General features: G+C 38.9%; 25 protein-coding genes. 13 read left to right on the top strand and 12 right to left on the bottom strand.

Annotated features, from left to right (window positions below; translation table 11 throughout):
• The 5 genes from rpsS to rplC are packed head-to-tail and all read right to left on the bottom strand — an operon-like array spanning nt 1 to nt 2,667.
• The gene (rpsS, locus tag KK060_RS02280) at nt 1–279 is read right to left on the bottom strand and encodes a 30S ribosomal protein S19 (protein ID WP_254151780.1); all 279 of its coding nucleotides are present in this window, start codon (nt 277–279) and stop codon (nt 1–3) included.
• Nucleotides 279–1,103 carry a 50S ribosomal protein L2 gene (gene rplB / locus KK060_RS02275; protein ID WP_254151779.1) on the bottom strand — a complete coding sequence of 275 codons (825 nt, stop codon included), beginning with the start codon at nt 1,101–1,103 and terminating at the stop codon, nt 279–281. The genes rpsS and rplB overlap by 1 nt, the downstream gene beginning before the upstream one ends.
• A 12-nt stretch (nt 1,104–1,115) precedes the next feature.
• Nucleotides 1,116–1,403, bottom strand: a complete 288-nt coding sequence (rplW, locus tag KK060_RS02270; protein ID WP_254151778.1) for a 50S ribosomal protein L23 — start codon at nt 1,401–1,403, stop codon at nt 1,116–1,118.
• Entirely contained in the window at nt 1,403–2,035 is a 633-nt protein-coding gene (rplD, locus tag KK060_RS02265) for a 50S ribosomal protein L4 (protein ID WP_254151777.1), read from the bottom strand. Before rplD ends, rplW begins: the two co-directional genes overlap by 1 nt.
• Entirely contained in the window at nt 2,035–2,667 is a 633-nt protein-coding gene (gene rplC / locus KK060_RS02260) for a 50S ribosomal protein L3 (protein ID WP_254151776.1), read from the bottom strand. The genes rplD and rplC overlap by 1 nt, the downstream gene beginning before the upstream one ends.
• 395 nt (nt 2,668–3,062) lie before the next feature.
• Between rplC and KK060_RS02255 the strand changes: the two genes are divergently transcribed.
• The 7 genes from KK060_RS02255 (at nt 3,063) to KK060_RS02225 (ending at nt 9,925) form a co-directional block, all read left to right on the top strand.
• Nucleotides 3,063–4,076 carry an iron chelate uptake ABC transporter family permease subunit gene (locus KK060_RS02255; protein ID WP_254151775.1) on the top strand — a complete coding sequence of 338 codons (1,014 nt, stop codon included), beginning with the start codon at nt 3,063–3,065 and terminating at the stop codon, nt 4,074–4,076.
• A 48-nt stretch (nt 4,077–4,124) separates the two neighbouring features.
• Nucleotides 4,125–5,093: an ABC transporter ATP-binding protein gene (locus KK060_RS02250; RefSeq protein WP_254151774.1), complete on the top strand. Its 969-nt coding sequence runs from the start codon at nt 4,125–4,127 to the stop codon at nt 5,091–5,093.
• 105 nt (nt 5,094–5,198) lie between these two features.
• On the top strand, nt 5,199–6,905 hold the full coding sequence (gene glgP / locus KK060_RS02245) for an alpha-glucan family phosphorylase (RefSeq protein WP_254151773.1): 1,707 nt from the start codon (nt 5,199–5,201) through the stop codon (nt 6,903–6,905).
• Nucleotides 6,906–7,406: 501 nt separating this feature from the next.
• Nucleotides 7,407–8,225: an MOSC domain-containing protein gene (locus KK060_RS02240; RefSeq protein WP_254151772.1), complete on the top strand. Its 819-nt coding sequence runs from the start codon at nt 7,407–7,409 to the stop codon at nt 8,223–8,225.
• 48 nt (nt 8,226–8,273) lie between these two features.
• Nucleotides 8,274–8,810 (top strand): CopD family protein, encoded by a 537-nt coding sequence (locus tag KK060_RS02235; protein ID WP_254151771.1) that lies wholly within the window; start codon nt 8,274–8,276, stop codon nt 8,808–8,810.
• Nucleotides 8,803–9,447, top strand: a complete 645-nt coding sequence (locus KK060_RS02230; RefSeq protein WP_254151770.1) for an SCO family protein — start codon at nt 8,803–8,805, stop codon at nt 9,445–9,447. The genes KK060_RS02235 and KK060_RS02230 overlap by 8 nt, the downstream gene beginning before the upstream one ends.
• The gene (locus KK060_RS02225; protein ID WP_254151769.1) at nt 9,422–9,925 is read left to right on the top strand and encodes a c-type cytochrome; all 504 of its coding nucleotides are present in this window, start codon (nt 9,422–9,424) and stop codon (nt 9,923–9,925) included. Before KK060_RS02230 ends, KK060_RS02225 begins: the two co-directional genes overlap by 26 nt.
• Nucleotide 9,926: 1 nt before the next feature.
• Here KK060_RS02225 and KK060_RS02220 read toward each other — a convergent pair whose 3' ends face one another.
• A complete protein-coding gene (locus tag KK060_RS02220; RefSeq protein ID WP_254151768.1) occupies nt 9,927–10,349 on the bottom strand; it encodes a DUF2141 domain-containing protein in 423 nt (140 codons plus the stop codon).
• A gap of 232 nt (nt 10,350–10,581) precedes the next feature.
• Between KK060_RS02220 and KK060_RS02215 the strand changes: the two genes are divergently transcribed.
• The 3 genes from KK060_RS02215 to KK060_RS02205 are packed head-to-tail and all read left to right on the top strand — an operon-like array spanning nt 10,582 to nt 13,701.
• The gene (locus KK060_RS02215) at nt 10,582–11,061 is read left to right on the top strand and encodes a (2Fe-2S)-binding protein (protein ID WP_254151767.1); all 480 of its coding nucleotides are present in this window, start codon (nt 10,582–10,584) and stop codon (nt 11,059–11,061) included.
• 8 nt (nt 11,062–11,069) lie between these two features.
• Entirely contained in the window at nt 11,070–13,235 is a 2,166-nt protein-coding gene (locus tag KK060_RS02210; protein ID WP_254151766.1) for a molybdopterin cofactor-binding domain-containing protein, read from the top strand.
• A gap of 58 nt (nt 13,236–13,293) precedes the next feature.
• Nucleotides 13,294–13,701 (top strand): c-type cytochrome, encoded by a 408-nt coding sequence (locus tag KK060_RS02205; protein WP_254151765.1) that lies wholly within the window; start codon nt 13,294–13,296, stop codon nt 13,699–13,701.
• A 56-nt stretch (nt 13,702–13,757) separates the two neighbouring features.
• Here KK060_RS02205 and KK060_RS02200 read toward each other — a convergent pair whose 3' ends face one another.
• A complete protein-coding gene (locus KK060_RS02200; protein WP_254151764.1) occupies nt 13,758–16,568 on the bottom strand; it encodes a S8 family peptidase in 2,811 nt (936 codons plus the stop codon).
• Between the two features lie 108 nt (nt 16,569–16,676).
• On the opposite strand from KK060_RS02200, the gene KK060_RS02195 reads away from it, so the two are divergent.
• From KK060_RS02195 to KK060_RS02185, 3 genes are all read left to right on the top strand, one after another.
• Nucleotides 16,677–17,501: a M57 family metalloprotease gene (locus KK060_RS02195; protein ID WP_254151763.1), complete on the top strand. Its 825-nt coding sequence runs from the start codon at nt 16,677–16,679 to the stop codon at nt 17,499–17,501.
• 84 nt (nt 17,502–17,585) lie between these two features.
• Complete coding sequence (locus KK060_RS02190) at nt 17,586–18,761, top strand: XdhC family protein (protein WP_254151762.1); 1,176 nt, start codon at nt 17,586–17,588, stop codon at nt 18,759–18,761.
• A 7-nt stretch (nt 18,762–18,768) separates the two neighbouring features.
• Nucleotides 18,769–19,386 carry a nucleotidyltransferase family protein gene (locus KK060_RS02185; RefSeq protein ID WP_254151761.1) on the top strand — a complete coding sequence of 206 codons (618 nt, stop codon included), beginning with the start codon at nt 18,769–18,771 and terminating at the stop codon, nt 19,384–19,386.
• Between the two features lie 75 nt (nt 19,387–19,461).
• On the opposite strand, the gene rpsJ is transcribed toward KK060_RS02185, so the two are convergent.
• From rpsJ to KK060_RS02160, 5 genes are all read right to left on the bottom strand, one after another.
• Nucleotides 19,462–19,767, bottom strand: a complete 306-nt coding sequence (gene rpsJ, locus KK060_RS02180; RefSeq protein ID WP_079688288.1) for a 30S ribosomal protein S10 — start codon at nt 19,765–19,767, stop codon at nt 19,462–19,464.
• A gap of 49 nt (nt 19,768–19,816) precedes the next feature.
• Entirely contained in the window at nt 19,817–21,922 is a 2,106-nt protein-coding gene (gene fusA, locus KK060_RS02175) for an elongation factor G (RefSeq protein WP_254151760.1), read from the bottom strand.
• A gap of 17 nt (nt 21,923–21,939) precedes the next feature.
• Nucleotides 21,940–22,407, bottom strand: a complete 468-nt coding sequence (gene rpsG, locus KK060_RS02170) for a 30S ribosomal protein S7 (RefSeq protein WP_254151759.1) — start codon at nt 22,405–22,407, stop codon at nt 21,940–21,942.
• Between the two features lie 12 nt (nt 22,408–22,419).
• Nucleotides 22,420–22,842 carry a 30S ribosomal protein S12 gene (rpsL, locus tag KK060_RS02165; RefSeq protein ID WP_254151758.1) on the bottom strand — a complete coding sequence of 141 codons (423 nt, stop codon included), beginning with the start codon at nt 22,840–22,842 and terminating at the stop codon, nt 22,420–22,422.
• Nucleotides 22,843–22,987: 145 nt separating this feature from the next.
• Complete coding sequence (locus KK060_RS02160; RefSeq protein ID WP_254151757.1) at nt 22,988–23,317, bottom strand: DUF3467 domain-containing protein; 330 nt, start codon at nt 23,315–23,317, stop codon at nt 22,988–22,990.
• Nucleotides 23,318–23,381: the final 64 nt, after the last annotated feature.

Raw genomic sequence — 23,381 nt, 5'->3', positions numbered from 1 at the left:
TTACTTAGCGTTATCTTTCTTATTACCTGAGTGACCGCGGAAAGTACGTGTAGGCGCAAACTCACCAAGTTTATGCCCTACCATGTTTTCCGTAACATAAACTGGAATGAACTTATTACCATTGTGCACTGCAAAGGTATGGCTAATCATTTCAGGCGTGATCGTTGATCTTCTTGACCAAGTTTTGATCACTGATTTTTTTCCAGATTTCTCTGCTGTCTCTACCTTCTTTAGTAGACGGAAATCTGCGTACGGTCCTTTCTTAATCGAACGTCCCATTATTTTTTCCTTCTAGATATGATTAAATTATCTGAATACTTATTCGGATGACGAGTCTTCTTACCTTTTGAGTAGAGCCCCTTACGAGATCTAGGATGACCACCAGATGCACGACCTTCACCACCACCCATAGGGTGATCAACAGGATTCATTGCAACGGCACGTGTACGCGGTCTGATACCTCTCCAACGAGAGCGACCAGCCTTACCTACACTTTCATTCATATGATCTGCATTTGATGTTGCGCCGATTGTTGCGATACAAACATCTAACACATTACGCATCTCACCTGAAGGCATTTTTAACGTTGCCAGACCATTTTCACGTGCTAGCAATTGAACGAATGTTCCAGCAGAGCGTGCTAATGCACCACCTTTACCAGGCTTAAGTTCAACGTTATGAATAATTGTACCTACAGGAATCTTAGTTAATGGAAGAGCATTACCTACTTCTGGTGCTACATCAGCCCCCGAAATAACTTGCTGCCCAACCTTTAATCCTTCTGGTGCAATGATATAAGACTTAGATCCGTCAACGTAATAAAGGAGCGCAATGCGTGCAGAGCGAGTTGGATCATATTCAATTGACTTAACAGTGGCAGGAATGCCAAACTTGTTACGTTTGAAGTCAATCTCTCTGAGCTTCTGCTTATGACCACCGCCGATGTAGCGCATAGTCATTCTACCGCCACTATTTCTACCTCCGGTTTTCTTTAAGGTTGTTACCAATGATTTCTCCGGCTTGTTAGTCGTGATATCATCGAAGGAAGTAGCCAGCCTATGTCTGGTTCCTGGTGTTACCGGTTTTAATTTCTTCAACGCCATTATTATAAACCTTTATACGTTGCTATAAAAATCAATTACTTCACCTTCAGCCAAGGTTACGATGGCTTTCTTATAGTTAGGCTTGCGTCCTGCTAGTACGCCAGCTTTAGTGTAACGAGTTTTTAATTTACCCATTACGTTCATGGTGTTAACTTTCTCTACGTTAACACCGTATTGCTTTTCAACGGCCTTTTTAATTTCTACCTTGTTCGCTTCAGCATCTACGATAAATCCGTATTTACCTTTCTCGTTTAAGGAAGAAACTTTCTCCGTAACCAATGGCCTCTTTAGGATACTCATTATTCTTTATTTAATAAGTTCTCAATTTTGCTAACTGCGCTTTCTACAAAAATCACGTTATCAGCATGCATTACATCGTAGGTGTTAACCTGATCTGCTGTAGTGATTTTTGCATTTTCAATGTTTCTTCCTGAAAGAACTACGTTCTTATTATTTTCAGAAAGGATCAAAAGTGTTTTCTTGTTACCTAATGAAAGGGCATTTAACAAGCTAACATATTGCTTAGTCTTAGGAGAATCAAAATTGAAATCTTCTAATACTGCTATTGCGTTATCTTTTGCTTTATAGGAGAGAGCTGACTTTCGAGCCAAATCCTTCACTTTTTTATTCAGCTTAAAAGAATAGTCACGAGGAGCAGGACCGAATACACGTCCACCACCTTTGAATTGAGGATTTTTGATGTTACCCGCACGAGCACCACCAGTACCTTTTTGTTTCTTAATCTTTTTAGATGAACCAGCGATTTCGTTACGCTGTTTTGACTTATGAGTACCTTGACGTTGGTTAGCCTGAATGCTTTTCACATCAAGATAGATTGCGTGGTCATTTGGTTCTATACCAAATACTGTATCTGCAAGATTGACTTTCTTGCTGGTCTTTTCACCACTGTATTTTAATACTGCTACTTCCATTATTTCTGAAGGATTACAGTTGAATTCTTTGCTCCTGGAACTGAACCGCTGATCACGATCAGATTTTGTTCAGGAAGGATTTTTACAACTTGAAGGTTGGTAAGCTTAACACGTGCATTACCCATACGGCCAGCAAGACGCTTACCTTTGATAACACGTGAAGCGAAAGAGGCGTTACCCATAGAACCGGGTGCGCGTAATCTGTTATGCTGACCGTGAGTTTGACCTCCTACCCCAGCAAAACCATGGCGCTTTACAACACCCTGGAAGCCGCGGCCTTTAGAAGTACCAACTGCATCGATGAAATCGCCTTCTTCAAATACATCCTGTATACGGACTTCTTTACCGAGTTCTGCGATTGATTCGAACTCAGTGCCAAAATCACGAAACTCCACTAAGTCTCTCTTAGGGGTTGTGTTGGCTTTTTTGAAATGGCCTAATTCAGCTTTCGTGGTGTTTTTTTCTTTCTTTTCACCAAAAGCTAACTGTACAGCGCGATAACCGTCAGTTTGTTCGTTTTTTACTTGAGTGACTACGCAAGGACCGGCCTCGATCACTGTGCAGGCGATACTTTCTCCCTGTGGGCCGTATACGCTAGTCATTCCTATTTTTCGTCCTATAATGCCAGGCATGGTTGAAACCTTTAAATGCTGTTTTTCAGGATTTCTGCACCTCAAAGATCATAACAAAATGATTCTTGGCGCAAAAAGGACTGCAAAGATAGGAATAGAGTTTTAGTTAGCAAATGTGGGCTCTAAAATTTTTAAGGAAAGTATCATCAAATACGGTTTTACTATTTAAATATCAATGCTTTAAACCGGCAAAAGATTATTTTCCCGTGAAGCTTTCAACGATCTGGTCTAATTCCTCAACTATAGAGCTGTCATGATTTTCTGTTGGTTGAGCCATATTGTCCAAAGTAATGTTTATCCTTAAAATGAACATATAGAATAAATTTGGATTTAAGCACAAATTGCCTATATCACCCTATACTTGCCCTTTTATTCCGCTCATAAAAGTAAGATACATGGGAACAACCCTTAAATGGTTCTTTTTAATCTTCATACTTGTTCTTTTGTTTTTGATTAATCTTTCTTTTGGAAGCGTAGATATTCCTTTAATAGCAATTTTCCGCATGTTGTTATTGCAGGAGGCTGAAAACCCAATATGGACTTCAATTCTAATGGATTTTAGGATGACCAAAGCTTTTACCTGTGTTTTAGCGGGAAGTGATCTTTCACTGGGGGGATTACAAATGCAGACGCTCTTTAGAAATCCGCTGGCTGGCCCCGATGTACTCGGTTTAACTTCAGGAGCAAGCCTGGCCGTTTCATTGATCTTGATGAGTAACGCTGTGAGTTTTACGTTTTTCTCAACTGGTACGCCATGGGCTATTGCTATTGCTGCAAGCCTTGGATGTGTATCTGTATTTATAATCATGCTTGCTTTCTCAAGCAAACTACAGGACAACGTATCATTACTTATAATAGGATTAATGGTTGGTGCTGGCACCTCGGCAATAGTGAGTGTATTACAGTATTTAAGCAGAGCCGAAGAAATGCAGACGTATATGCTATGGACATTCGGCAGCCTCGGTGGACTTAACTGGAATGAGCTACTGGTATTAACGAGCATATTATTCATTGGAATTATTATAGCGTCTGCAAGTATTAAATCTCTAAACACCTGGCTGCTGGGAGATTTGTATGCGAGAAGCCTTGGTATAGACATCAACAGATCAAGGTTCTTTATTATCTTATCCGCATCTGTTTTAACGGGAGGCGTAACAGCTTTCTGTGGTCCTATTGCCTTTGTCGGCCTTGCTGTTCCTCATCTGGTGAAGCTTGTAATTAACACATCAAATCATAAGGTATTAATTCCTGCAGTATTATTAGGAGGAGCGATTTTACTTTTGCTCTGTGATATACTTACACAGCTTCCCGGCAATAATTCGGTACTACCTATTAATGCAATTACAGCAATGATAGGTGCCCCTGTAGTTATATGGGTTATTTTAAAGAATAAGAGAATAGACGTGTAAATCCATAAACTATGCTCAATATCGGTTGTATCAGTAAACTTAAATACGTTGTCACTCTATACCAAAGCACTCTCCATCGGTTATAATAATCAGGTTCTCTTCGAGAATATAAATCTGTCTTTGAATAAGGGACAGCTCGTATGCTTTATGGGACCTAACGGCATTGGAAAGTCTTCGCTGATAAGAACCCTTGCTGGTCTTCAGAAACCGCTTGCTGGAGAAGTGAATCTTTCAGGTAATGACTCTTCATTTCATCCGAAGGAAATTGCAGTTGTACTTACAAACAAGGTAACTGCCGCCAACATGACCGTGTATGAATTAGTAACATTTGGACGATATCCTTATACAAACTGGAATATTAAACTATCGTCACATGACTTAAAGGCGGTTGAAGGAGCAATTGAAAAAGTGCGTCTCTACGATATTACTGATAAGAGAATTGCAGAATTAAGCGACGGCCAGTTACAAATGACGATGATTGCCCGCGCTATTGCTCAAGATACTCCCATCATTATGCTGGATGAACCAACAGCACACCTGGACTTGAATAACCGCGTTGAAATAATGAGACTTTTGAGATCGTTATCTCACGAGATGAACAAGGCTATTCTGGTAGCAACGCATGAACTCGACCTGGCTCTTCAGACAGCTGATTTGATTTGGCTTGCTGGTAAGAATAAGAACATTCTCAAGGGAATACCTGAAGATCTTGTCCTTAATGGTTCTTTTGATGAGATCTTTCAGTTTAAAGGTTTTGATTTGAAGACAGGGAAGATTCAACATCAATTATTCAGAGAACAAACTATTTTTTTAACTGGTACAGGACATGAGTTTCTTTGGACAAAAAATGCATTGGAGAGAACGGGCTTTAAGATTATTTCACACGCTGAGGATGCTAGTACCTATGGAATTTCCGTTTATGTGATAGTTGAGGAAAGTAAGCCTCACTGGATATTAAATAAATACAACCAGCAGTATAAATTATCTTCGATCGAAGCTTTGATCCAACAACTTTGATCAATCGATTGCGAATAACTCAGGTAAGTTTATATTTAAAAAACAAAAAGTATGATGGCATCCCTTTATTAGGTTTGCATCTTTAATAGCATTCCCTTTATTACTATGTTCAATCTATCAGAACTATTCCCTTACAAGTTTGATAAAAAATATAGCAAACCTGTAGCATACTTCTCAATGGAATTTGCAGTGGATCAACCACTAAAAATATATAGCGGTGGTCTTGGATTTCTTGCCGGATCTCACCTTCGCAGTGCGTATGAATTGAAGCAGGACCTTATTGGTATTGGTATTCTTTGGAAGAAAGGGTACTATGACCAGGAGCGTAACCAAGATCAGACCATGCGGGCAAGCTTCAGAGACAAAGACTATCATTTTCTTGTAGATACTAAAATCCTTTTCCCTATTACCATACATGGTGCTAAGGTTTGGGTTAAAGCATACCTGCTAAAACCAGAGACTTTTAAAAGTGCACCGCTGTTTCTTTTGAGTACTGATATTCCTGAGAACGATTATCTTGCTCAAACAATCAGCCACAGGCTTTATGATCCTAATGAAACTACCCGTGTAGCACAATCTATATTATTAGGAACTGGTGGCGCAAAACTACTTGATGTGCTAGAGAGACAAACAGAGATCTATCACATGAATGAAGGCCACGCCCTACCGCTTTGCTTTTACTTATTGGATAAGTACAAAGACATTAATGAAGTAAAGAAACGCGTAGTATTTACAACACATACTCCTGAGAAAGCGGGTAATGAAGAGCACAGTGTTTCATTGCTAAATAACATGAGCTTTTTTAACGGCCTATCGCTTGATGTAGTAGAAGAGCATGTTAAACCTGAGAATGGCGTTTTAAACTATACATTGGCAGCACTGCGTATGGCTAAAATAGCTAACGGAGTTTCTCAACTTCATGGAGAAGTAGCGCGGAAGATGTGGAATAGCTATGAAGGCATTTGCGATATTACTGCCATAACCAATGCACAGAATAAGACTTACTGGCGAGACGCTGAATTAGACAAGGCCCTAGAGCAGAATAACAATGCAAACCTTGTTACGCGTAAAAAGGAACTTAAGAACAAGCTTTTCAGAATTGTTGCCAACCAAACCGGTAAACTGTTCGATGAAAACGTTCTGACAATTGTATGGGCAAGAAGATTTGCGGCTTATAAGCGTGCGAACCTTATCCTTGCTGACTTCAATCGCTTCTTAAGAATTGCGAAGAATCAAAAATATCCTATTCAGATTATTTGGGCTGGTAAGCCTTACCCTGAGGATTACGGAGCAATAAATATCTTTAACGATATCTACTGGAAGACAAAAGAACTATCGAACTGCACCGTAGTTACTGGTTATGAGTTATGGTTATCAGGTCATCTTAAAAAAGGTTCTGATATATGGTTGAATAACCCGAAGCTGTATCATGAAGCTTCTGGCACATCGGGAATGACTGCAGCCATGAATGCGTCAGTTAACTTTTCTATACCTGATGGATGGGTACCAGAGTTTTCGAAACATGGTCGTAACTCGTTCCTCATTCAGCCAGCGCCTGATCATTTAAGCCAGGAAGAGAAGGATAGAATAGAGGCTCAACATCTGTTAGATGTTTTAGAATACGAGATTATACCAATGTATTATGATCAGCCTGAGAAATGGGCAGAACTTGTGAAAACAAGTATGCGAGAAGTGACTCCTTTCTTTGACTCGGGCCGTATGGCAGACGAGTACTATGAGAAGCTTTATCATTTTGAAGCTGATGACAGTGTAAAACTGAACGATCGCGTACAATTGAAGCAAGCTGTTTAAGCGGTAATAAAACGAGCTTTAATGAAGAAGAGGGCAATCAACAATTGCCCTTTTTCTTTCAAATAATACACTTACGTATCAGGGTTAGCCCAATTAACTCCAACTTTAAGTTTTTTCTCCAGATCGGACACCGGCTGCTTTTGTCAACCCGAGCTTCGCCGTAAGCCCGCCCTGGCTCTGCCATAGCCAGACCCATTCTCCAGTCATTCTCCACTCCTTCTCCACTCATCCTCCTCTCCTACTAACATTTAGCTTATCTAATATTTTATTAAAAATGACCGGGAATAAGACCTTACAGACTTACAAGAAATGCATAATAATATACGAAAAAATGGCCAGATTAACATTTTTACTCTTTAGTAAGCTCAATTTTTTTCGTTAATAGATTGCGTTGGTGCTAGGACAATTTTAAAATAACTTTCAGAGGGGAGTACCAGGAGCCATCCTTTTTAAATTGAAACAATAATATCGGCATTGCGTATTAACAGCACGAGTACAGAGATGAAAGCTTTAACATTAAGTGAAATCTGGATATATCCAATCAAATCCTTAGGAGGAATTAAATTAAACAGCGCAAAAGTATTAGAAAAGGGATTGGCGCTGGACAGAAGATGGATGTTGGTTGATGAGTACGGCACGTTTTTAACTCAACGCGTATACTCCACGATGGCCTTCTTCAAACTTTCACTGGATCACGATAGAATTACAATAACGTACAAGAACCCCCACCAATCTACTGAAAGTCCATCCTTAATAATTGATACCAATGCTCCTGCCCTAGGAGAAGTATTGAAAGCGAAAATATGGGATGATGATATAGAAGTAGTTGAAGTTGACACCAAGATAAGTGAGTGGTTTTCTTCTCTGCTAAACTTTAAGTGTAAGCTTGTTAATTTTCCTGAGAATAAGCCTCGTGCTGTTGATGCAAGGTATAAGGTTAATGAAGAGAATGTAAGCCTCGCAGATGCTTATCCATTTTTAATCATAGGCCAAGCGAGTCTTGACTACTTAAATGACAAGCTTGCAGAACCCCTTCCGATGAACAGGTTTCGTCCTAATTTTGTTTTTGACGGAGGCGAGCCTTATGAGGAAGACAACTGGAGACATTTCTCAATAGGAAAGAATAGGTTTGTAGCTGTAAAGCCTTGCGCGCGATGTGTTCTTACAACAGTAAATCAAGATACTGCGGTAAAGGGGCCGGAACCACTTGCAACGCTGGCAAAGTATAGAAAGCGAGACAATAAAATCTATTTTGGTCAGAACCTGGTAGCGCTAGATCAAGGCATTGTTAACGTAGGCGATACAATTATTTTGAATTAAAGCAAGAAAAGTATTGGTTAGTGATGCTTTGCTAACCACTTTTGCAACATGGCATTTCTCTACCTAAAAGCAGTACACATAATTTTTATTGTAACGTGGTTTGCAGGGTTGTTCTACATGCCCCGGCTTTTAATTTACCTGGTAGAAGCATACGATAAACCTGAACAAGAGAAGGCAGTATTATTAAAATATGTTAAAATCTGGGCGTCACGGTTGTGGTATGGAATAACATGGCCATCAGCAGTAATTACTCTTGGCATGGGCGCCTCCTTGCTTATCACTCAACCGGGATATTTACAGCAAGGTTTTATGCATATTAAATTAACACTCGTGTTCCTTCTTTACATCTACCACTTTTCGATACACCGGATCTTTAACCAATTGAGGAATGATACTATTAAGTATACATCTCAGCAACTAAGAATGTGGAATGAGGTTGCAACTTTATTCCTGATAAGTATTGTTTTTATTATAGTATTAAAGAATGCCCTTAGTATGGTTTGGGGCTTGTTGGGCCTTGGTGCTGTAACATTCCTGATATTGATAGGGATAAAAATTTATAAGAAGTACAGAAAAAATGAATAGATCTAAGATTACAAATGCAATTGCATTGTTCCTTGCACTTTGCTTTCTGTTCGGTGCCTGCATTAGAAAGAAAGAGCAAAATTTACCTATCCTCGGAGAACGCAATGTAGAGGGTAGTGATACGGTGTATCATACCATTGCTGATTTCAGATTTGTCGATCAGGACAGCCAAATAGTAACGAACGAAACGTTTAAAGATAAAATCTACGTAGCTGACTTCTTCTTTACATCATGCAGAACGATCTGCCCGATTATGAAAACACAGATGCTACGTGTTTATGATTCGATTGAAAATGATCCTGAAATTTTAATCCTATCTCATACCATAGATCCCGAGTATGATACTGTCGGGAAACTAAAAGACTTTGCTGAACGCCTCGGTGTTAAGAGCAGCAAGTGGCATTTTGTAACGGGCAAAAAAGATTCTATCTACAATATTGCTCAAACAAGTTACTTTGCTACTGCAATGGAAGACAAAGCAGAACCGGATGGATTTATTCACAGCGGAGCTTTTCTGTTAATTGATAAAGAGCGAAGAATACGTGGCAAATATGATGGAACAAAAGAAGAGGATGTAAACAGGCTGATGGCAGATTTGGAAAGATTAAAGAATGAGTATAAGAGAGAAAGTAAATAGGCCTAGCTTTAGAGGAAAAAGGCAGAAAGCTAAAAGCCTTATAAGGCTCTCTTCTTTTTACTTTTTACTTTTTGGTTCGTTGCTAGTTTCTTGTAATAAGAATAGCGAGGATAGAATATCCAAAAATTCTTCTACTAAATTCCAACAATACTATAACCAGGGTGAGCAGCTCTACCTTAAACATTGCAGTAACTGTCACCAAAAAAATGGCAAGGGTTTAGGTTTAGTTTACCCCCCATTGAACGAATCAGATTACATGGACAAGAATCTGAAAGATGTATTGTGTCTTATTCGGTACGGAAAAGAAGGCGAGCTTATTGTAAATGGAAAGGCCTACAACCAACGCATGCCTCCTATGGCCCTTTTAAGCGATTTAGAGATAGCTGAGATTTCCACTTACATTTACAATTCCTGGAGTCATGAAAAGGGAATTATTGATGTTAAAGAAGCAAGTGACATGCTGCAAGACTGTAATTAAGTCAGAAATATTTTAGCGTAATTTCTGCTTTTACCAGTCCTTCCTTAACAGTAACTTTTGCTTTATCAAAAGATGGTGGTCCAAATAATCCCATCGAATCATTTCCAAATCCGAAGCCTTCTTTCGGTATTCCCATAATATTAGTATCCAAATCGCCATTTGAATTCTTATCGTGTATAACGCTTATTGCGTAATCGCCCGGCTGAAGGTTTTCGAACATAACTGCTACACTATGAGACGTTACATCCACCACTTTACCATCGACTGGCTTTTTCAGGAAGTCCTTTTCATTATTAAAAAGGCCCACTCTTATGGTTCCTTTCGGCTCTTTGATATTCTTTATCGAAACTTCCAAGGTCGTTTGCGCCTTTACAGATTGAGCCAAGAGTAGGAATACTATTACATACGGGACAGCCTTTTTCATAATTTTATCCTAACGTTGCTCATTATTACAAAAATCTTATTCCTGATTACTTAGGCGACAGCCGCATTCTAAGCAAAAATATATCAGGTTAAAACTGTTGTTTATACCAATAGTACAACCACTGAGAACTAAAATTGTGCTTTTGTTAAATATATACCGCATTCGCTAAATCATATATTAAAAAAATCACAGTCCTATTTGCTATTTTTAATCAGAATCAAACCTCTTACTCATGGCTTCTATAACCCTAAAAATCAACGACAAGAACATTACTATAGATGCTGACCCTAAAATGCCATTGTTATGGGCCATTCGAGATCTTATAGGTCTTACTGGCACAAAGTATGGCTGTGGCATTGCTCAATGCGGCGCATGTACTGTTCATTTGGAAGGCAATCCGGTTCGTTCGTGTTCAATTCCTGTTTCTGCAGCATCAAACAAGAACATCACGACTATTGAAGGATTATCTGAAGACAACTCTCACCCGGTACAACAGGCGTGGATACAAGAGCAAGTACCACAATGCGGTTATTGTCAATCAGGCCAAATTATGGCTGCCACGGCTCTACTGAAGCGTAACCCTAATCCAGCAGATAAAGACATTGATTCAGCAATGCAAGGGCATCTTTGCAGATGCGGAACCTACCCAAGGATTCGTAAAGCAATCAAAACAGCATCTCAACTCATGAATCAAAAAGCCTCTGCTAAATAACTTTTACTATGGAGACATCAGCTAAAAATTTATCCAGAAGAAATTTCCTAAAGCTTACTGGTTTGACAGGTGCAGCTTTATCACTTGGCTTTTATTCAACTGCAAAAGCTAAAGAAGGGAGTATTGTTAGCACCGACACAGCAAACAATCTGGGAATAGAATTGAATGCATGGATAACAATTGACACAACAGGAAAGGTAACAATTGTTAATCATCGCTCAGAGATGGGGCAGGGATCATATCAGGCAGTACCTCAAATTATTGCAGAAGAACTTGAAGTAGATTTAAATGATGTAAATATTGTTTTTGGAGTAGGTAACAACGCCAAATATGGAAATCAAATAACAGGAGGAAGTTCTACAGTAAGAGGCATCTATAAAAAGCTTTTAAAACTCAGTGCAACAGCAAGAGAAATGCTGAAGCTTGCGGCATCTAACAAACTTGGTGTACCTATTTCTGAGCTCTATGCTGAAAATGGTTTTATCATTCACAAAGCATCTGGAAAAAAGTTAGGGTATGGAGAGCTTGTTGAGGCTGCATCTAAATTGGAGCCTCCAAAAGATGTAGCCTTAAAACATCCTAAGGATTATAAAATTCTACGGAAGCCATTACCACGGCAGGATACACCACTAAAGGTCAATGGAAAAGCGATCTTTGGTATAGATAAGAAGCTTCCCGGAATGCTTTATGCTGTTGTAGAGCGTAACCCAAGATTTTTAGGGAAGGTAAAAAGTTTTGATGACACCGCTGCAAGGGCTATACCGGGCGTTAAGCATGTCTTAAAAGTTCAAATGAATGTTTTCTCTCATAAGCGTGAAGGTGTTGCTGTTGTAGCCGACAACCTTTGGTCTGCCATGCAGGGGCGTAAGGCTCTAAAAGTAGAATGGGATGATGCTGGATTTGAACATCACAGCACAGAACAACTTTATTCAAAAATGAGAGATCAGCTTAAAGAAGAGCCGATATCGTTTAAGACAAAGGGTAATTTTAAGAATGTGATGGAGAAGGAGACCAGGAAACTGGAAGCTATATATGAAACACCTTATGAATCCCACAGCTGTATAGAGCCTGTGAATTGTATTGCAAATGTTACAGGTGATAGGGTTGAAATATGGGGCCCTATCCAAGGCCCTGATTGGATTCAAAGTGATATTAGTACGCAATTAGGTATTCCATTGGAAAATGTAACAGTTAACATGACTTTCCTCGGTGGGGGTTTCGGCAGAAAAGCATTTACTGATTATCCTCATGAGGCAGTAATGATATCAAAAGAAATTAAGACACCCGTTCAGGTAGTTTGGACACGTGAAGATGATATGACACAAGGTCCTTTCAGGCCTGGCATGGTTTACCAATGCAAGGCTGCCTTGACAGATGACGGAAGGATTCGCGGATTTGAGACGAAAATGGCAGGTCAAAACATGGATCATCAAAACCCCGGAGCGAACAAAGGCAGTTACAACTCAAGCGTAACTGAAGGATTTTTAGAAACTTATTTTAACAGTCTTCCTCATTATAATTTTGGGGATGTTCCATTAGAATCACCGGTTCCGGTAATGTGGTGGCGTTCTGTTTATTCTTCTACAAATGCTTTTGCCTTTGAAAGCTTCATGGATGAACTTGCTATAAGCGTAAACAAAGATGCACTTGAATTCAGAAGACAACATATTTGGGATGAGCGCTATCACGAACTGATAAGTAAGCTAGAACAGGTAAGTGGTTGGAAATCGAAAAGTAAGAATTCAGGTTATGGCGTAGCGATTACAGAATGCTTCTCTTCCATAGTAGGTGAAGTAGTGAAAGTATCCAAGAAGGCAGACGGTAAGTTAAAAATCGATAAAGTTTGGGCTGTAATGGATTGTGGGTGGTATGTTAATCCTGATACAATCAGGGCTCAGGTAGAGGGAAGCATTATTATGGCTTTAGGCGCTGCAATAAAACACGAGACTCATTTCAAGGATGGCAAAGCTGTTGAAAGAAATTTCGATACTTACAAACTACCGAGAATAACCGACACTCCAGAGATTGAGGTTCACATCATGGAAAATGATGAGAAAGCCGGCGGTGTTGGTGAACCAGCCCTTCCTCCATTTGCTCCCGCATTGACCAACGCAATTTTTGATTTAACTGGTAAAAGAATACGAACTTTACCTTTTACTTTAGAAGAAGTTTAATCTTACTTTGGAAAGCAATCGCGGTATGGAGATTGCTTTCTTAACTATTAAAACACGTATGAAAAAGTATTTTTTAAGCACCTTTATTGTTTTAACTGCTGTAATTCAATTCTCATTCAATAAAAATCAAAAGTTTGACCTTAAAGCCAGCATTGCACGTGGTCAAGACATTTATGTAGCACAATGTATCTCTTGTCACCAGGAACAAGGAGAAGGAATAGAAGACGTATATCCACCGTTGGCAAAGTCAGATTATCTAATGGCTGACAAGAATCGTTCTATCAAGCAAATAATAAATGGGGTAAGTGGTGAGATGAAGGTAAACGGAAAAACATATAATAGTGAGATGCCGGCTTTTGATCTTTCTGATGAACAAGTAAGTGATGTTCTTAACTACATCAGGAATTCGTGGGGAAATAAAGGTGCTGCAGTAACTCCAGCTGAAGTAGCTTCAGCAAGAAAGTAATAACTGATGTCAGATGAAGATGGCATTCATCTGACATTTCTTGCAGCTTTTACATGTTACTTAATTACAATCCTTCCTGAGCTAAAAAAATCACTTCCCCTTTGTAATCTATATATGTATAAACCTGGTGGAAGATCGCTAATGCTTACTTTGGAAAGGAGGGTATTAAGTATTTGCCTTTTTACAACTCTTCCTTGTACATCAATTATTTGCAATAAAAGATTGTCGCCATTAGTTAAGATTTCAAGTTCCTCAGTCGTACGAACAGGATTAGGATATAAATAGACATTTTCCTTTTCCGCATAGTAGACTCTTGCTGTATTAGTCAACACCTCACCTCTACCTTTCACAACGATAATTGCCCGATAATCTGTAATACCTCCAGTAATAGAATGATCGGTATAGTTATACAACAACTCTTCATTTACGACTGCACTTTCATCTAATGAAAGATATATTCCACCTACCATCTTTTGCCAGATTATCTTCTGAACCTGGGTTGAAGTGCTAAGATTTAAGGTTAATAAGGCAGATGATTCAACAGCTTGAGCAGTAAAAGTTAAGTAATAACAATTAACTCCTTGTGTTCCCACATTGTAGCTAATGCTTCTTACACCGCCAGATTTTTTGTCCATTAGAGGTTCTACCGCCACGTACTCGTCAACTAAGTGACCTTTTTTAATAATGAATGAAGTATCTCCAACCTCTGTCAAAGGTTTTAAAAATAAATCCCCTAGAGTATATATTCGATAAGCAGTTGCTTTCTCGATGGCGTTCCAATTTATCATTACTTCATCATCACAATTATATCCTATCGATACATTTACAGGCGGCGTAATATAAAAAGTATCACTGTAGTAAGTTTTATCATGTATCTTCATTCTAACCACTGCTGTTCCCGTACTATCCGGAGTAAGCCATTTATAGAATCCTCCATTTAAACTGACACTATTACTAATAGTTACGTAAGAAGATCCGTTAACGCTAACAGCTAAATCTCCTATCCCATTGTAAGTCGTATTCCATCTTAAATACTTTTCAGAGTTTGTAGGATGAGGATCGGAACCTGTAGGGTAAGTCCATTTAAAGCTGTCTATACTATCCATGAAGAAGGTTACCGAGTACTTTTGATAAGATGTAGCCAAGGCTTTAGAAGATACTTTTATTATGTACTTCCCTTCCCGCGGATTTTCTATTGTTATTATTTCATTATTATTCAAATGATCTTCACGACGTTTTGCAATTAGAGATAGAGAGTCAATGTGAGGATAACTACTTAAACACCATGGCAATATTGTGTTTTGATCATCATCGATAACTTTAAGATCAATGTCATTTACTAAAGCCTGAACATCTCCGGCAGTTGCAGCTGGATCAATCCAACTTAAGGTGACTTTAAGAGACTTTATTCCTGCAGGCACATCAAGTGATACCAATTTATCCTGATTATCTTGAAGCGAGTCCTGATAAAACCATTTATTCTTTATAAGTTGTATTGATCTGTAAGCGTTAATAGCACCATATCCAGTCACATGATCTATCCCTACGGCTCCTACGTCATCCGCCCCAGCAATCATAACAGACCTCACCAAGTCACATGAAGGAATCTTTTCATTAATCTGCGTGTAGGCATCCTGTAAAAGTAAAGCAGTACCAGAAGCTACCGCAGCTGCGTCTGAAGAACCTTCGGGACCAAATGCTACTACTTCAGGCTTTATGCGTCCATCATAGGCGGGGCCCCTAGAAATACGAGAATCTACTTGAAGTTCTCTACTATGTCCTCCTACAACCAAAGCATTTTTTGACATCTTCATATTACCAGTAATATTTGAATACCTTCCCAACCCGGCATAATTGCCAGTTAAAGGAATCTCCTCACCTGAATTTCCTGATGAAAAAACATGAAGTATCTCTGGTGCTTTATTTATACTTTCATCATAAGCATGCGCCTCCGGTCCGTAATAATTCTCGATAGCAACACCATATGAATGATTCTGTACAGTAACACCATTGCCCTGTAACTCCCTAATATTATCAGGAAAGAGATTATCAAAACTCGATGACATTACTCGGCTTTTCCATGAAGCACCACGAGCAGTGTGAAGGGTATTTCCTCCTCCTGCAATCATAGTTGCAATCTGATTCGCATGTAAAGAAACTTGTGAATCTTCAAGTTCAGAATTAATAATTCTATTCTTAAGATCAATGTCAGTTTTATCAATAGTCCTTTCCTTAACACATACTGTCAAATCTTCCCCAGCTATAAAAGGATTCTCGTGATGTACGATATTAATTTTATTTACACTATTATCTTGAAAGGAATTAGGTGACTCTTCTTTAGCAGATTGATATGGTTTTACAAAAACAACATTACTCAACTCTAAAAGCTGATTTAACGTTTTATCGTCCTTAATTCTGATTATTATAGTTTGTGAGTCATCGTAGATATTGATAATATTTACATCATTACTATTATTCGCTTTTATAAAAGCATCTATATCTAGTACACAAACAACATATTTGCATTCCTTTTGATCAGCAATATTAGTACCCGAAGGGAGTTTCCAACTATTGTCATCCTTTGATTGGCCTTTGATGTAAAACGGAACGCTAGGAACTCCGTTGAAAGCAATTATATACTTAGTAGCAGACAATTTTCTGAGGTATCTTACCGACTCACTCTTCCTTAGATTCTGTATTTCGTTATTAGAATAGGAGATAACGAAGTAACTATCTGATTTTGGCATGAGATTACGCTGTCTAGAAAACAAGTTGTCACTTCTAATTTGAGAAATAACAGATACCGGTAACGTTATAGAAAGAAAAGAAACGACAGAAAAAAGTATATAAACCTGTTTGTTCTTCATTCAGAAGATTTTCTAAAATTATATTTCACCAATTTCTTGAAAAGTTAACGTTTAATTTATTATTTCATCAAACACATTAATCACTCAAACCTAAATTTTTAAAAACTTATGAAGAGAATTCATGCTACAACGCTAAGCATAGCGTTGGTGTTTACCGCTATGCTTTCTTGTGAAGAACAACAAGAAGAACTACGAAATGATGTTCCGAAAGAAATTATTTCCAAACTGGAAGCCGCAGGCTTCCATACGAATGAAGGATTAAAGAAATCAGGAAATGGGTACATTGTTGAATATGATATCTTTTTAACAGAAAATCAAATTGATGACCTCGTTGCACCTGTCGGGCTAGGCGGAAAAGCAGGTGAGGAGCACTACAGAACAACCAACATTGTAAAAAGCACCCCAAGAACATTAAAAATATACATGGATCCTGGCTTCGATTCATATATGCAAAGTTCTTTTGACGCTGCACTTGCTCGCTATAATGCTGAAAATCTCACATTAAAATTCCAAAGAACAACAACAAAAACCGGAGCGAATATTCAAATACTAACGATGTATGAATTACCTAGCGGCGGTTTTGTTACACTAGGGCAAAGCGCCGGCTTTCCTAGTGCCAGTGGAAATCCTGCAAGCCCAATCAAATTAAACACATATGTTTACAATGGGTCAAGTCGTAGAGCTGACGCTACAACTGTTATTGCACATGAAATTGGACATGCTATTGGACTACGTCATACAGATTATATGAACAGAGCATTTAGTTGTGGCTCTAGCGGTGCAGGAAACGAAGGCCCTTCGCAATATGGTGCAGTACACATACCTGGCACACCAACAAATCCTGAATCAGGCTCGTATATGCTTGCTTGTTCAAATGGTGGTGATCGTCCTTTTACGTCCGGCGATAAAACTGCTTTGTCTACCATATACTAAGCATATATAACCTGACCAAAAGCCGTCTACCAAATGCAGGTGGACGGCTTTCTTTTTTTATATTAGTCCTGATATTAGCAGAACATGAAAGAACTGATCGCTATTGTAGAAGCATTTTCTAAAATCGAAAAACAGCAGAAAGCAGCCCTTGCTACAGTTGTTAGAGTTCGCGGGTCTTCTTACAGGAGTCCGGGGGCGAGAATGTTAATTACTGACAATGGAAGGTGGACTGGATCTATTAGCGGTGGCTGTCTGGAGGGTGATGCATTACGAAAAGCAAGACAGGTAATACTGGATAAAAAACCTATGACCGTTACTTACGACACCAGGGAAGAAAGCAATCAAAACCTGGGCATCGGTCTTGGCTGTAACGGTGTGATTGATGTTTTAATAGAACCGATTGATGAACAAGACGCAAAAAATCCAATAAATCTTCTTAGGGAAATTATTAATACTAACATTCCTACTGGTATTGCCACTGTTTTCAATGGAACATTAATTGGAGAAAAGCTACTGATTCAAAATGAAAACGTTAAAATTTCATTTTCCAATAGCAGTCTCACTAGTGAAGTAAAAAAAGATCTTAAAGAGGTTTTCTTAAACAAAAAATCATATGCTAACAGTTATACATCTGCTAATGGGCAAACAGAAGTGTTTATTGAATTAATACAACCTTCAACCTCACTCATAATATTCGGAGGAGGTTTTGATGCAAGACCTGTAAGTCAACTAGCAAAATCCCTAGGCTGGCTTGTACAGATTACTGATGAATGTGTAGCTCATATTGCACCTACCTTTTTTCCCGGGGTTGACAAACTTTCACTTTGTCATAGAGACTTTGTTGACCGTGATTTTTCGATTACCCCATACACTGCTTGTGTTCTTATGTCACACAACTACGAATATGACCGCGATGTTCTCCGAAAACTTCTAGGAACGCCATCACCTTATATAGGCATACTGGGGCCTAGAAAAAGATTTGATAAAATGAAAGAGGAACTTGCGCAAGAAGGAATTGTGTTCGACGACAATGATCTTAATCGTATTCACTCGCCTATTGGACTTGATATTGGCGCAGAAACACCAGATGAAATTGCAATCAGTATTATTGCAGAAATTCAGAGTAAATTTTCAAACAGGTCAGGCGGCTTTTTAAAGTATAGAAATGCACCTATTCATCATCGCGATCAGCAAAGCGACCAGGTTTTTAAACAAGTCTATTTAGCCGATAGAGAATACCGAAAATCTTCCAACCTTTAATTATTTAATGACCAAAGAAGTCTCAATTGGATGCATCATTCTTGCAGCAGGATCTTCTTCGAGAATGGGACAGTCTAAACAATTATTACCCATTAACGGCGAACCTCTATTAATAAAAACCATAAAGGAAGTACTTTCATCAAATGTCGATGAAACGTTAGTAGTGTTGGGCGCTCGTCAAGCAGAACATCAAAGTCTAATAAAAGACTTACCAATTAAATATACCATAAACCCAAACTGGCAAAGAGGAATCGGCACATCTATTAAATACGGCCTACAAAGCATAAACGAATTAAGAAAAGATTTAGATGCGGTTATTATTTCTGTATGCGATCAACCTTTCCTTACTAAAGACCATATCAACAAGCTTATTAATGCATACAGTCGGCTTTCTAAGCCAGTAGTAGCTTCCAGCTATTTAAAAACAACCGGAACACCTGCTCTATTCGATAAACAGTTGTATAATAACTTAACACTATTGGGAGACGATGAGGGAGCAAAAAGAGTTATTGAATCCTGTACTGATGATTCAACGACAATTCCATTCGAAAATGGAGAGTTTGATTTAGACACTATTGAGGACTACACCAAGTTCTTGACACAACTAACTAAAATCTCAAATTAGCTAGGCTTTAATGCGTGAGGCAATAAAAAAAGCCATCACTGAAGTGATAGCTTTTTTTTAATAATCTTTCAAACGTTAGACTTTGATCTCTACATCAACACCACTTGGCAATTCAAGCTTCATAAGCGCATCAACTGTTTTTGCACTGTTACTGTAGATGTCTACTAAGCGCTTATAAGTGCAAAGTTGAAATTGCTCACGAGACTTTTTATTTACGTGCGGTGAGCGTAATACAGTAAACTTCTCCTTTTCTGTTGGAAGCGGAATAGGACCACTTACTACAGCACCGGTAGCCTTTACTGCTCTTACAATCTTCTCAGAAGATTTATCCACCAAGTTGTGGTCGTAAGACTTAAGTTTTATTCTGATTTTTTGGTTCATCTTTGTCTCAGTTAGGAGATCGTCTAAATCCTATAATTAATTAGTTATATTATTTCGCTAAAGCAGCACCTTTAACTTCTTCAATTACTTTGTCAGCCAGGTTTTTAGGAACCGGAGCATAGTGAGAAAAAGTAAGTGAAGCAGATGCACGTCCTGAAGTAATGGTACGAAGATCAGTTACGTAACCGAACAATTCAGCAAGAGGAACATCAGCTTTTATAACTTGAGCACCACCTCTTGTATCCATACCCTTCATCAAACCTCTTCTTCTATTCAAGTCACCCGTTACTGAACCAGTATATTCATCTGGAGATAAAACTTCCACAGACATGATAGGTTCAAGAAGCTGTGGTCCTGCCTTTTTTGCCGCTTCTTTAAAACCTAAACGAGCTGCCAATTCAAATGACAATGCATCAGAGTCAACATCATGGTAAGAACCATGGAACAGACGTACTTTCATGGAATCTACAGGGTATCCAGCTAAAGGTCCGTTAACCATTGCTGACTGAAATCCTTTTTGAATCGCAGGAATGAATTCTCTAGGAATAACACCACCAACGATGTCGTTAACAAACTCAAGTCCCTCTTTACCATCTTCACGTGGCGAAAGCTCAAATACGATATCAGCGAACTTACCACGACCACCAGTCTGTTTCTTATAAACCTCCTTGTGTTCAACACCTTTAGTAAGTGCTTCTTTATACGCCACCTGAGGAGCGCCCTGATTGATTTCAACCTTGAATTCACGCTTCAAACGGTCGATAATAATTTCAAGGTGCAACTCTCCCATCCCACGAAGGATAGTCTGACCAGTTTCCTGATCAGTATTTACGCGAAGTGTAGGATCTTCTTCCACTAGTTTACCAATCGCCATACCTAATTTATCAGCATCAGCTTGTTTTTTAGGCTCGATTGCATAACCAATAACAGGTTCAGGGAACACCATTGATTCCAATACAACTTTGCGTTTCTCATCACAAAGGGTGTCACCAGTTTTAATATCTTTAAATCCAACAACAGCACCGATATCACCAGCAGCAAGTCTTTCGATTTGATTCTGCTTATTCGCATGCATCTGGAATACGCGGGAGATGCGTTCTTTTTGTCCTGAGCGGGTATTGTAAATATAAGAACCCGATTCAAGAACACCAGAGTAAGCACGAATAAAGCACAAACGTCCTACAAACGGATCAGTTGCGATTTTAAATGCCAATGCTGTAAATGGCTCCTTTTCATCAGGCTTAATGGTGACCTCTCCATTTGTATCAGGATCGGTTCCAATAATATTATCTTTATCTAGAGGCGAAGGAAGTAATTCCATCACGTAATCCAACATGGTTTGAACACCTTTATTTTTGAAAGATGAACCACAAACCATAGGAACAATCTTCATATCGATTGTAGCCTTGCGAAGTGCTGCGAGAATTTCCTTCTCAGAAATTGAGTTAGGATCTTCAAAAAACTTCTCCATCAATGTCTCATCATACTCTGCTACAGCTTCTAAAAGCTTCTCACGGTACTCGAGAACTTCGTCTTTCATATCGTCAGGAATAGGAACTTCAGTAAAAGTCATCCCCTTATCATGCTCATTCCATACGATACCACGGTTGTTCACAAGATCCACAACACCTTTAAAATTGTCTTCAGCACCAATTGGTAATTGAAGCGCAACTGCATTGCTCCCTAATCTTTCTTTTACTTGTTTAACAACACCTAAAAAGTCAGCACCAGAGCGGTCCATTTTATTCACGAAACCAATACGGGCTACTTTATAGTTATCAGCAAGCCTCCAGTTAGTTTCAGACTGAGGCTCAACGCCATCAACTGAACTAAAGAGGAACACAAGACCATCCAATACGCGAAGTGAGCGGTTTACTTCAACAGTAAAATCCACGTGACCAGGAGTATCAATGATATTGATGTGATATTCGTTGTTACGATATTTCCAGTGTACTGTTGTTGCAGCTGAAGTAATGGTAATACCCCTCTCCTGCTCCTGCGCCATCCAGTCCATCGTTGCTGCACCTTCGTGCACTTCTCCAATTTTATGGTTTACACCAGCATAGTATAGAATACGCTCAGTGGTAGTTGTCTTACCTGCATCGATGTGGGCAGCAATACCAATGTTTCTGGTGAATTTTAAATCTCTTGCCATTACTTATAATTCCTCAATTAAAATCTGAAATGTGAGAATGCCTTGTTCGCTTCTGCCATTCTGTGTGTATCATCTTTCTTCTTAATAGCAGCACCTTCTCCTTTAGATGCAGCGATGATTTCAGCAGCTAGCTTGTCCATCATTGTCTTTTCACCACGGGCTCTTGAATAATCAATAAGCCACTTGATACTTAAGTTGATCTTTCTTTCAGGTCTGATTTCTACAGGCACCTGAAAAGTAGCTCCACCTACACGTCTACTTTTAACCTCTAACGAAGGCATAAGGTTGTTCATAGCGCGTTTCCATACTTCAAGTCCTGATTCATTGGCCTTTTTCTCAACAAGCGCAATTGCATCATAGAAAATGCCATAAGCAACGCTTTTCTTGCCGCTTTCCATCAGGTAGTTAACAAATTTTGTTACCAAAGTATCATTGAACTTTGGATCAGGAAGTAAGTATCTCTTTTTTGGTTTAGACTTTCTCATTGTTCAATTCAATTATTTTTTACCTTTCGCAGGAGCACCTTTTGCAGGAGCTGCAGCTGCACCAGCTTTAGGTCTTTTAGCTCCATATTTAGAACGACCTTGAAGACGGCCATTTACACCTGCAGTGTCCAATGCTCCACGAATAATGTGATAACGAACACCTGGAAGATCTTTTACCCTTCCGCCGCGAATAAGCACAATTGAGTGCTCTTGTAGGTTGTGACCCTCACCTGGAATATATGCGTTTACTTCTTTACCGTTTGTTAAACGAACCCTTGCTACCTTACGCATAGCAGAATTCGGCTTTTTAGGGGTCGTTGTGTACACACGTGTACATACACCTCTGCGCTGTGGGCAAGAATCCAAGGCAGGTGACTTAGACTTGAAAGTCAATTTCGTACGGCCTTTTCTTACAAGTTGTTGAATGGTAGGCATTTATATACTAATTATTAAAACCTCTTAAAATAAGGACTGCAAAGGTAGTCAGAAGAAGGAAACCTACAAAAGACTAATAAGAAATTTCTTTATCAGAAACGCTTTGTATCAATCTTTTAGAGATTAATCTTCTCCTTTGCTGTCATCACGCTTCTCCCATTGCACCACCAAAGTTCATGGGGAACTTAGGCATGTCCTCCGTTCTCTTTATTGTACCAAAAGCAGCTTCGTATTTTTCAATATTATCCTTGAGTGCTAAAAGAAATCGCTTAGCATGCTCCGGAGTAATTATAATTCTCGATTTGACCTTAGCCTTTGGAACACCAGGCATAAGTCGAATAAAATCAATAACAAACTCACTATTTGAATGAGCAATCATTGCCAGATTTGAATAAATACCCTCTGCGGTTTCCTCTGTTAATTCAATATTTATCTGGTTCTGAGGCGGCTGTTGTTTATTCTTTTCGTCTGCCATCTTAATTTAAGTTCATTGGTCAAGCGCTTATGTACTCTGCAAACTAATTCGTCCAAAGGAAAAA

Origin of the sequence: Chryseosolibacter indicum, assembly GCF_018598585.1 — a bacterium.
GTDB classification, from domain to species: domain Bacteria; phylum Bacteroidota; class Bacteroidia; order Cytophagales; family Cyclobacteriaceae; genus Chryseosolibacter; species Chryseosolibacter indicus.
The sequence above is the reverse complement of the archived record's forward strand: the minus strand, read 5'-3'. Positions and strand labels throughout refer to the sequence as shown.

Bases quoted from the DNA above. Each gene is read 5' to 3' on its own strand.
- KK060_RS02185 (WP_254151761.1), top strand. From the start codon at position 18,769: ATGACCAAAGAAGTCTCAATTGGATGCATCATTCTTGCAGCAGGATCT.
- rplD (WP_254151777.1), bottom strand. From the start codon at position 2,035: ATGGAAGTAGCAGTATTAAAATACAGTGGTGAAAAGACCAGCAAGAAA.
- KK060_RS02190 (WP_254151762.1), top strand. From the start codon at position 17,586: ATGAAAGAACTGATCGCTATTGTAGAAGCATTTTCTAAAATCGAAAAA.
- fusA (WP_254151760.1), bottom strand. From the start codon at position 21,922: ATGGCAAGAGATTTAAAATTCACCAGAAACATTGGTATTGCTGCCCAC.
- rpsG (WP_254151759.1), bottom strand. From the start codon at position 22,407: ATGAGAAAGTCTAAACCAAAAAAGAGATACTTACTTCCTGATCCAAAG.
- KK060_RS02160 (WP_254151757.1), bottom strand. From the start codon at position 23,317: ATGGCAGACGAAAAGAATAAACAACAGCCGCCTCAGAACCAGATAAAT.
- rpsL (WP_254151758.1), bottom strand. From the start codon at position 22,842: ATGCCTACCATTCAACAACTTGTAAGAAAAGGCCGTACGAAATTGACT.
- rpsS (WP_254151780.1), bottom strand. From the start codon at position 279: ATGGGACGTTCGATTAAGAAAGGACCGTACGCAGATTTCCGTCTACTA.
- KK060_RS02220 (WP_254151768.1), bottom strand. From the start codon at position 10,349: ATGAAAAAGGCTGTCCCGTATGTAATAGTATTCCTACTCTTGGCTCAA.
- KK060_RS02205 (WP_254151765.1), top strand. From the start codon at position 13,294: ATGAAAAAGTATTTTTTAAGCACCTTTATTGTTTTAACTGCTGTAATT.
- glgP (WP_254151773.1), top strand. From the start codon at position 5,199: ATGTTCAATCTATCAGAACTATTCCCTTACAAGTTTGATAAAAAATAT.
- KK060_RS02200 (WP_254151764.1), bottom strand. From the start codon at position 16,568: ATGAAGAACAAACAGGTTTATATACTTTTTTCTGTCGTTTCTTTTCTT.
- KK060_RS02195 (WP_254151763.1), top strand. From the start codon at position 16,677: ATGAAGAGAATTCATGCTACAACGCTAAGCATAGCGTTGGTGTTTACC.
- KK060_RS02225 (WP_254151769.1), top strand. From the start codon at position 9,422: ATGAGTATAAGAGAGAAAGTAAATAGGCCTAGCTTTAGAGGAAAAAGG.
- rplW (WP_254151778.1), bottom strand. From the start codon at position 1,403: ATGAGTATCCTAAAGAGGCCATTGGTTACGGAGAAAGTTTCTTCCTTA.
- rplB (WP_254151779.1), bottom strand. From the start codon at position 1,103: ATGGCGTTGAAGAAATTAAAACCGGTAACACCAGGAACCAGACATAGG.
- KK060_RS02210 (WP_254151766.1), top strand. From the start codon at position 11,070: ATGGAGACATCAGCTAAAAATTTATCCAGAAGAAATTTCCTAAAGCTT.
- KK060_RS02215 (WP_254151767.1), top strand. From the start codon at position 10,582: ATGGCTTCTATAACCCTAAAAATCAACGACAAGAACATTACTATAGAT.
- rpsJ (WP_079688288.1), bottom strand. From the start codon at position 19,767: ATGAACCAAAAAATCAGAATAAAACTTAAGTCTTACGACCACAACTTG.
- KK060_RS02240 (WP_254151772.1), top strand. From the start codon at position 7,407: ATGAAAGCTTTAACATTAAGTGAAATCTGGATATATCCAATCAAATCC.
- KK060_RS02235 (WP_254151771.1), top strand. From the start codon at position 8,274: ATGGCATTTCTCTACCTAAAAGCAGTACACATAATTTTTATTGTAACG.
- KK060_RS02230 (WP_254151770.1), top strand. From the start codon at position 8,803: ATGAATAGATCTAAGATTACAAATGCAATTGCATTGTTCCTTGCACTT.
- rplC (WP_254151776.1), bottom strand. From the start codon at position 2,667: ATGCCTGGCATTATAGGACGAAAAATAGGAATGACTAGCGTATACGGC.
- KK060_RS02255 (WP_254151775.1), top strand. From the start codon at position 3,063: ATGGGAACAACCCTTAAATGGTTCTTTTTAATCTTCATACTTGTTCTT.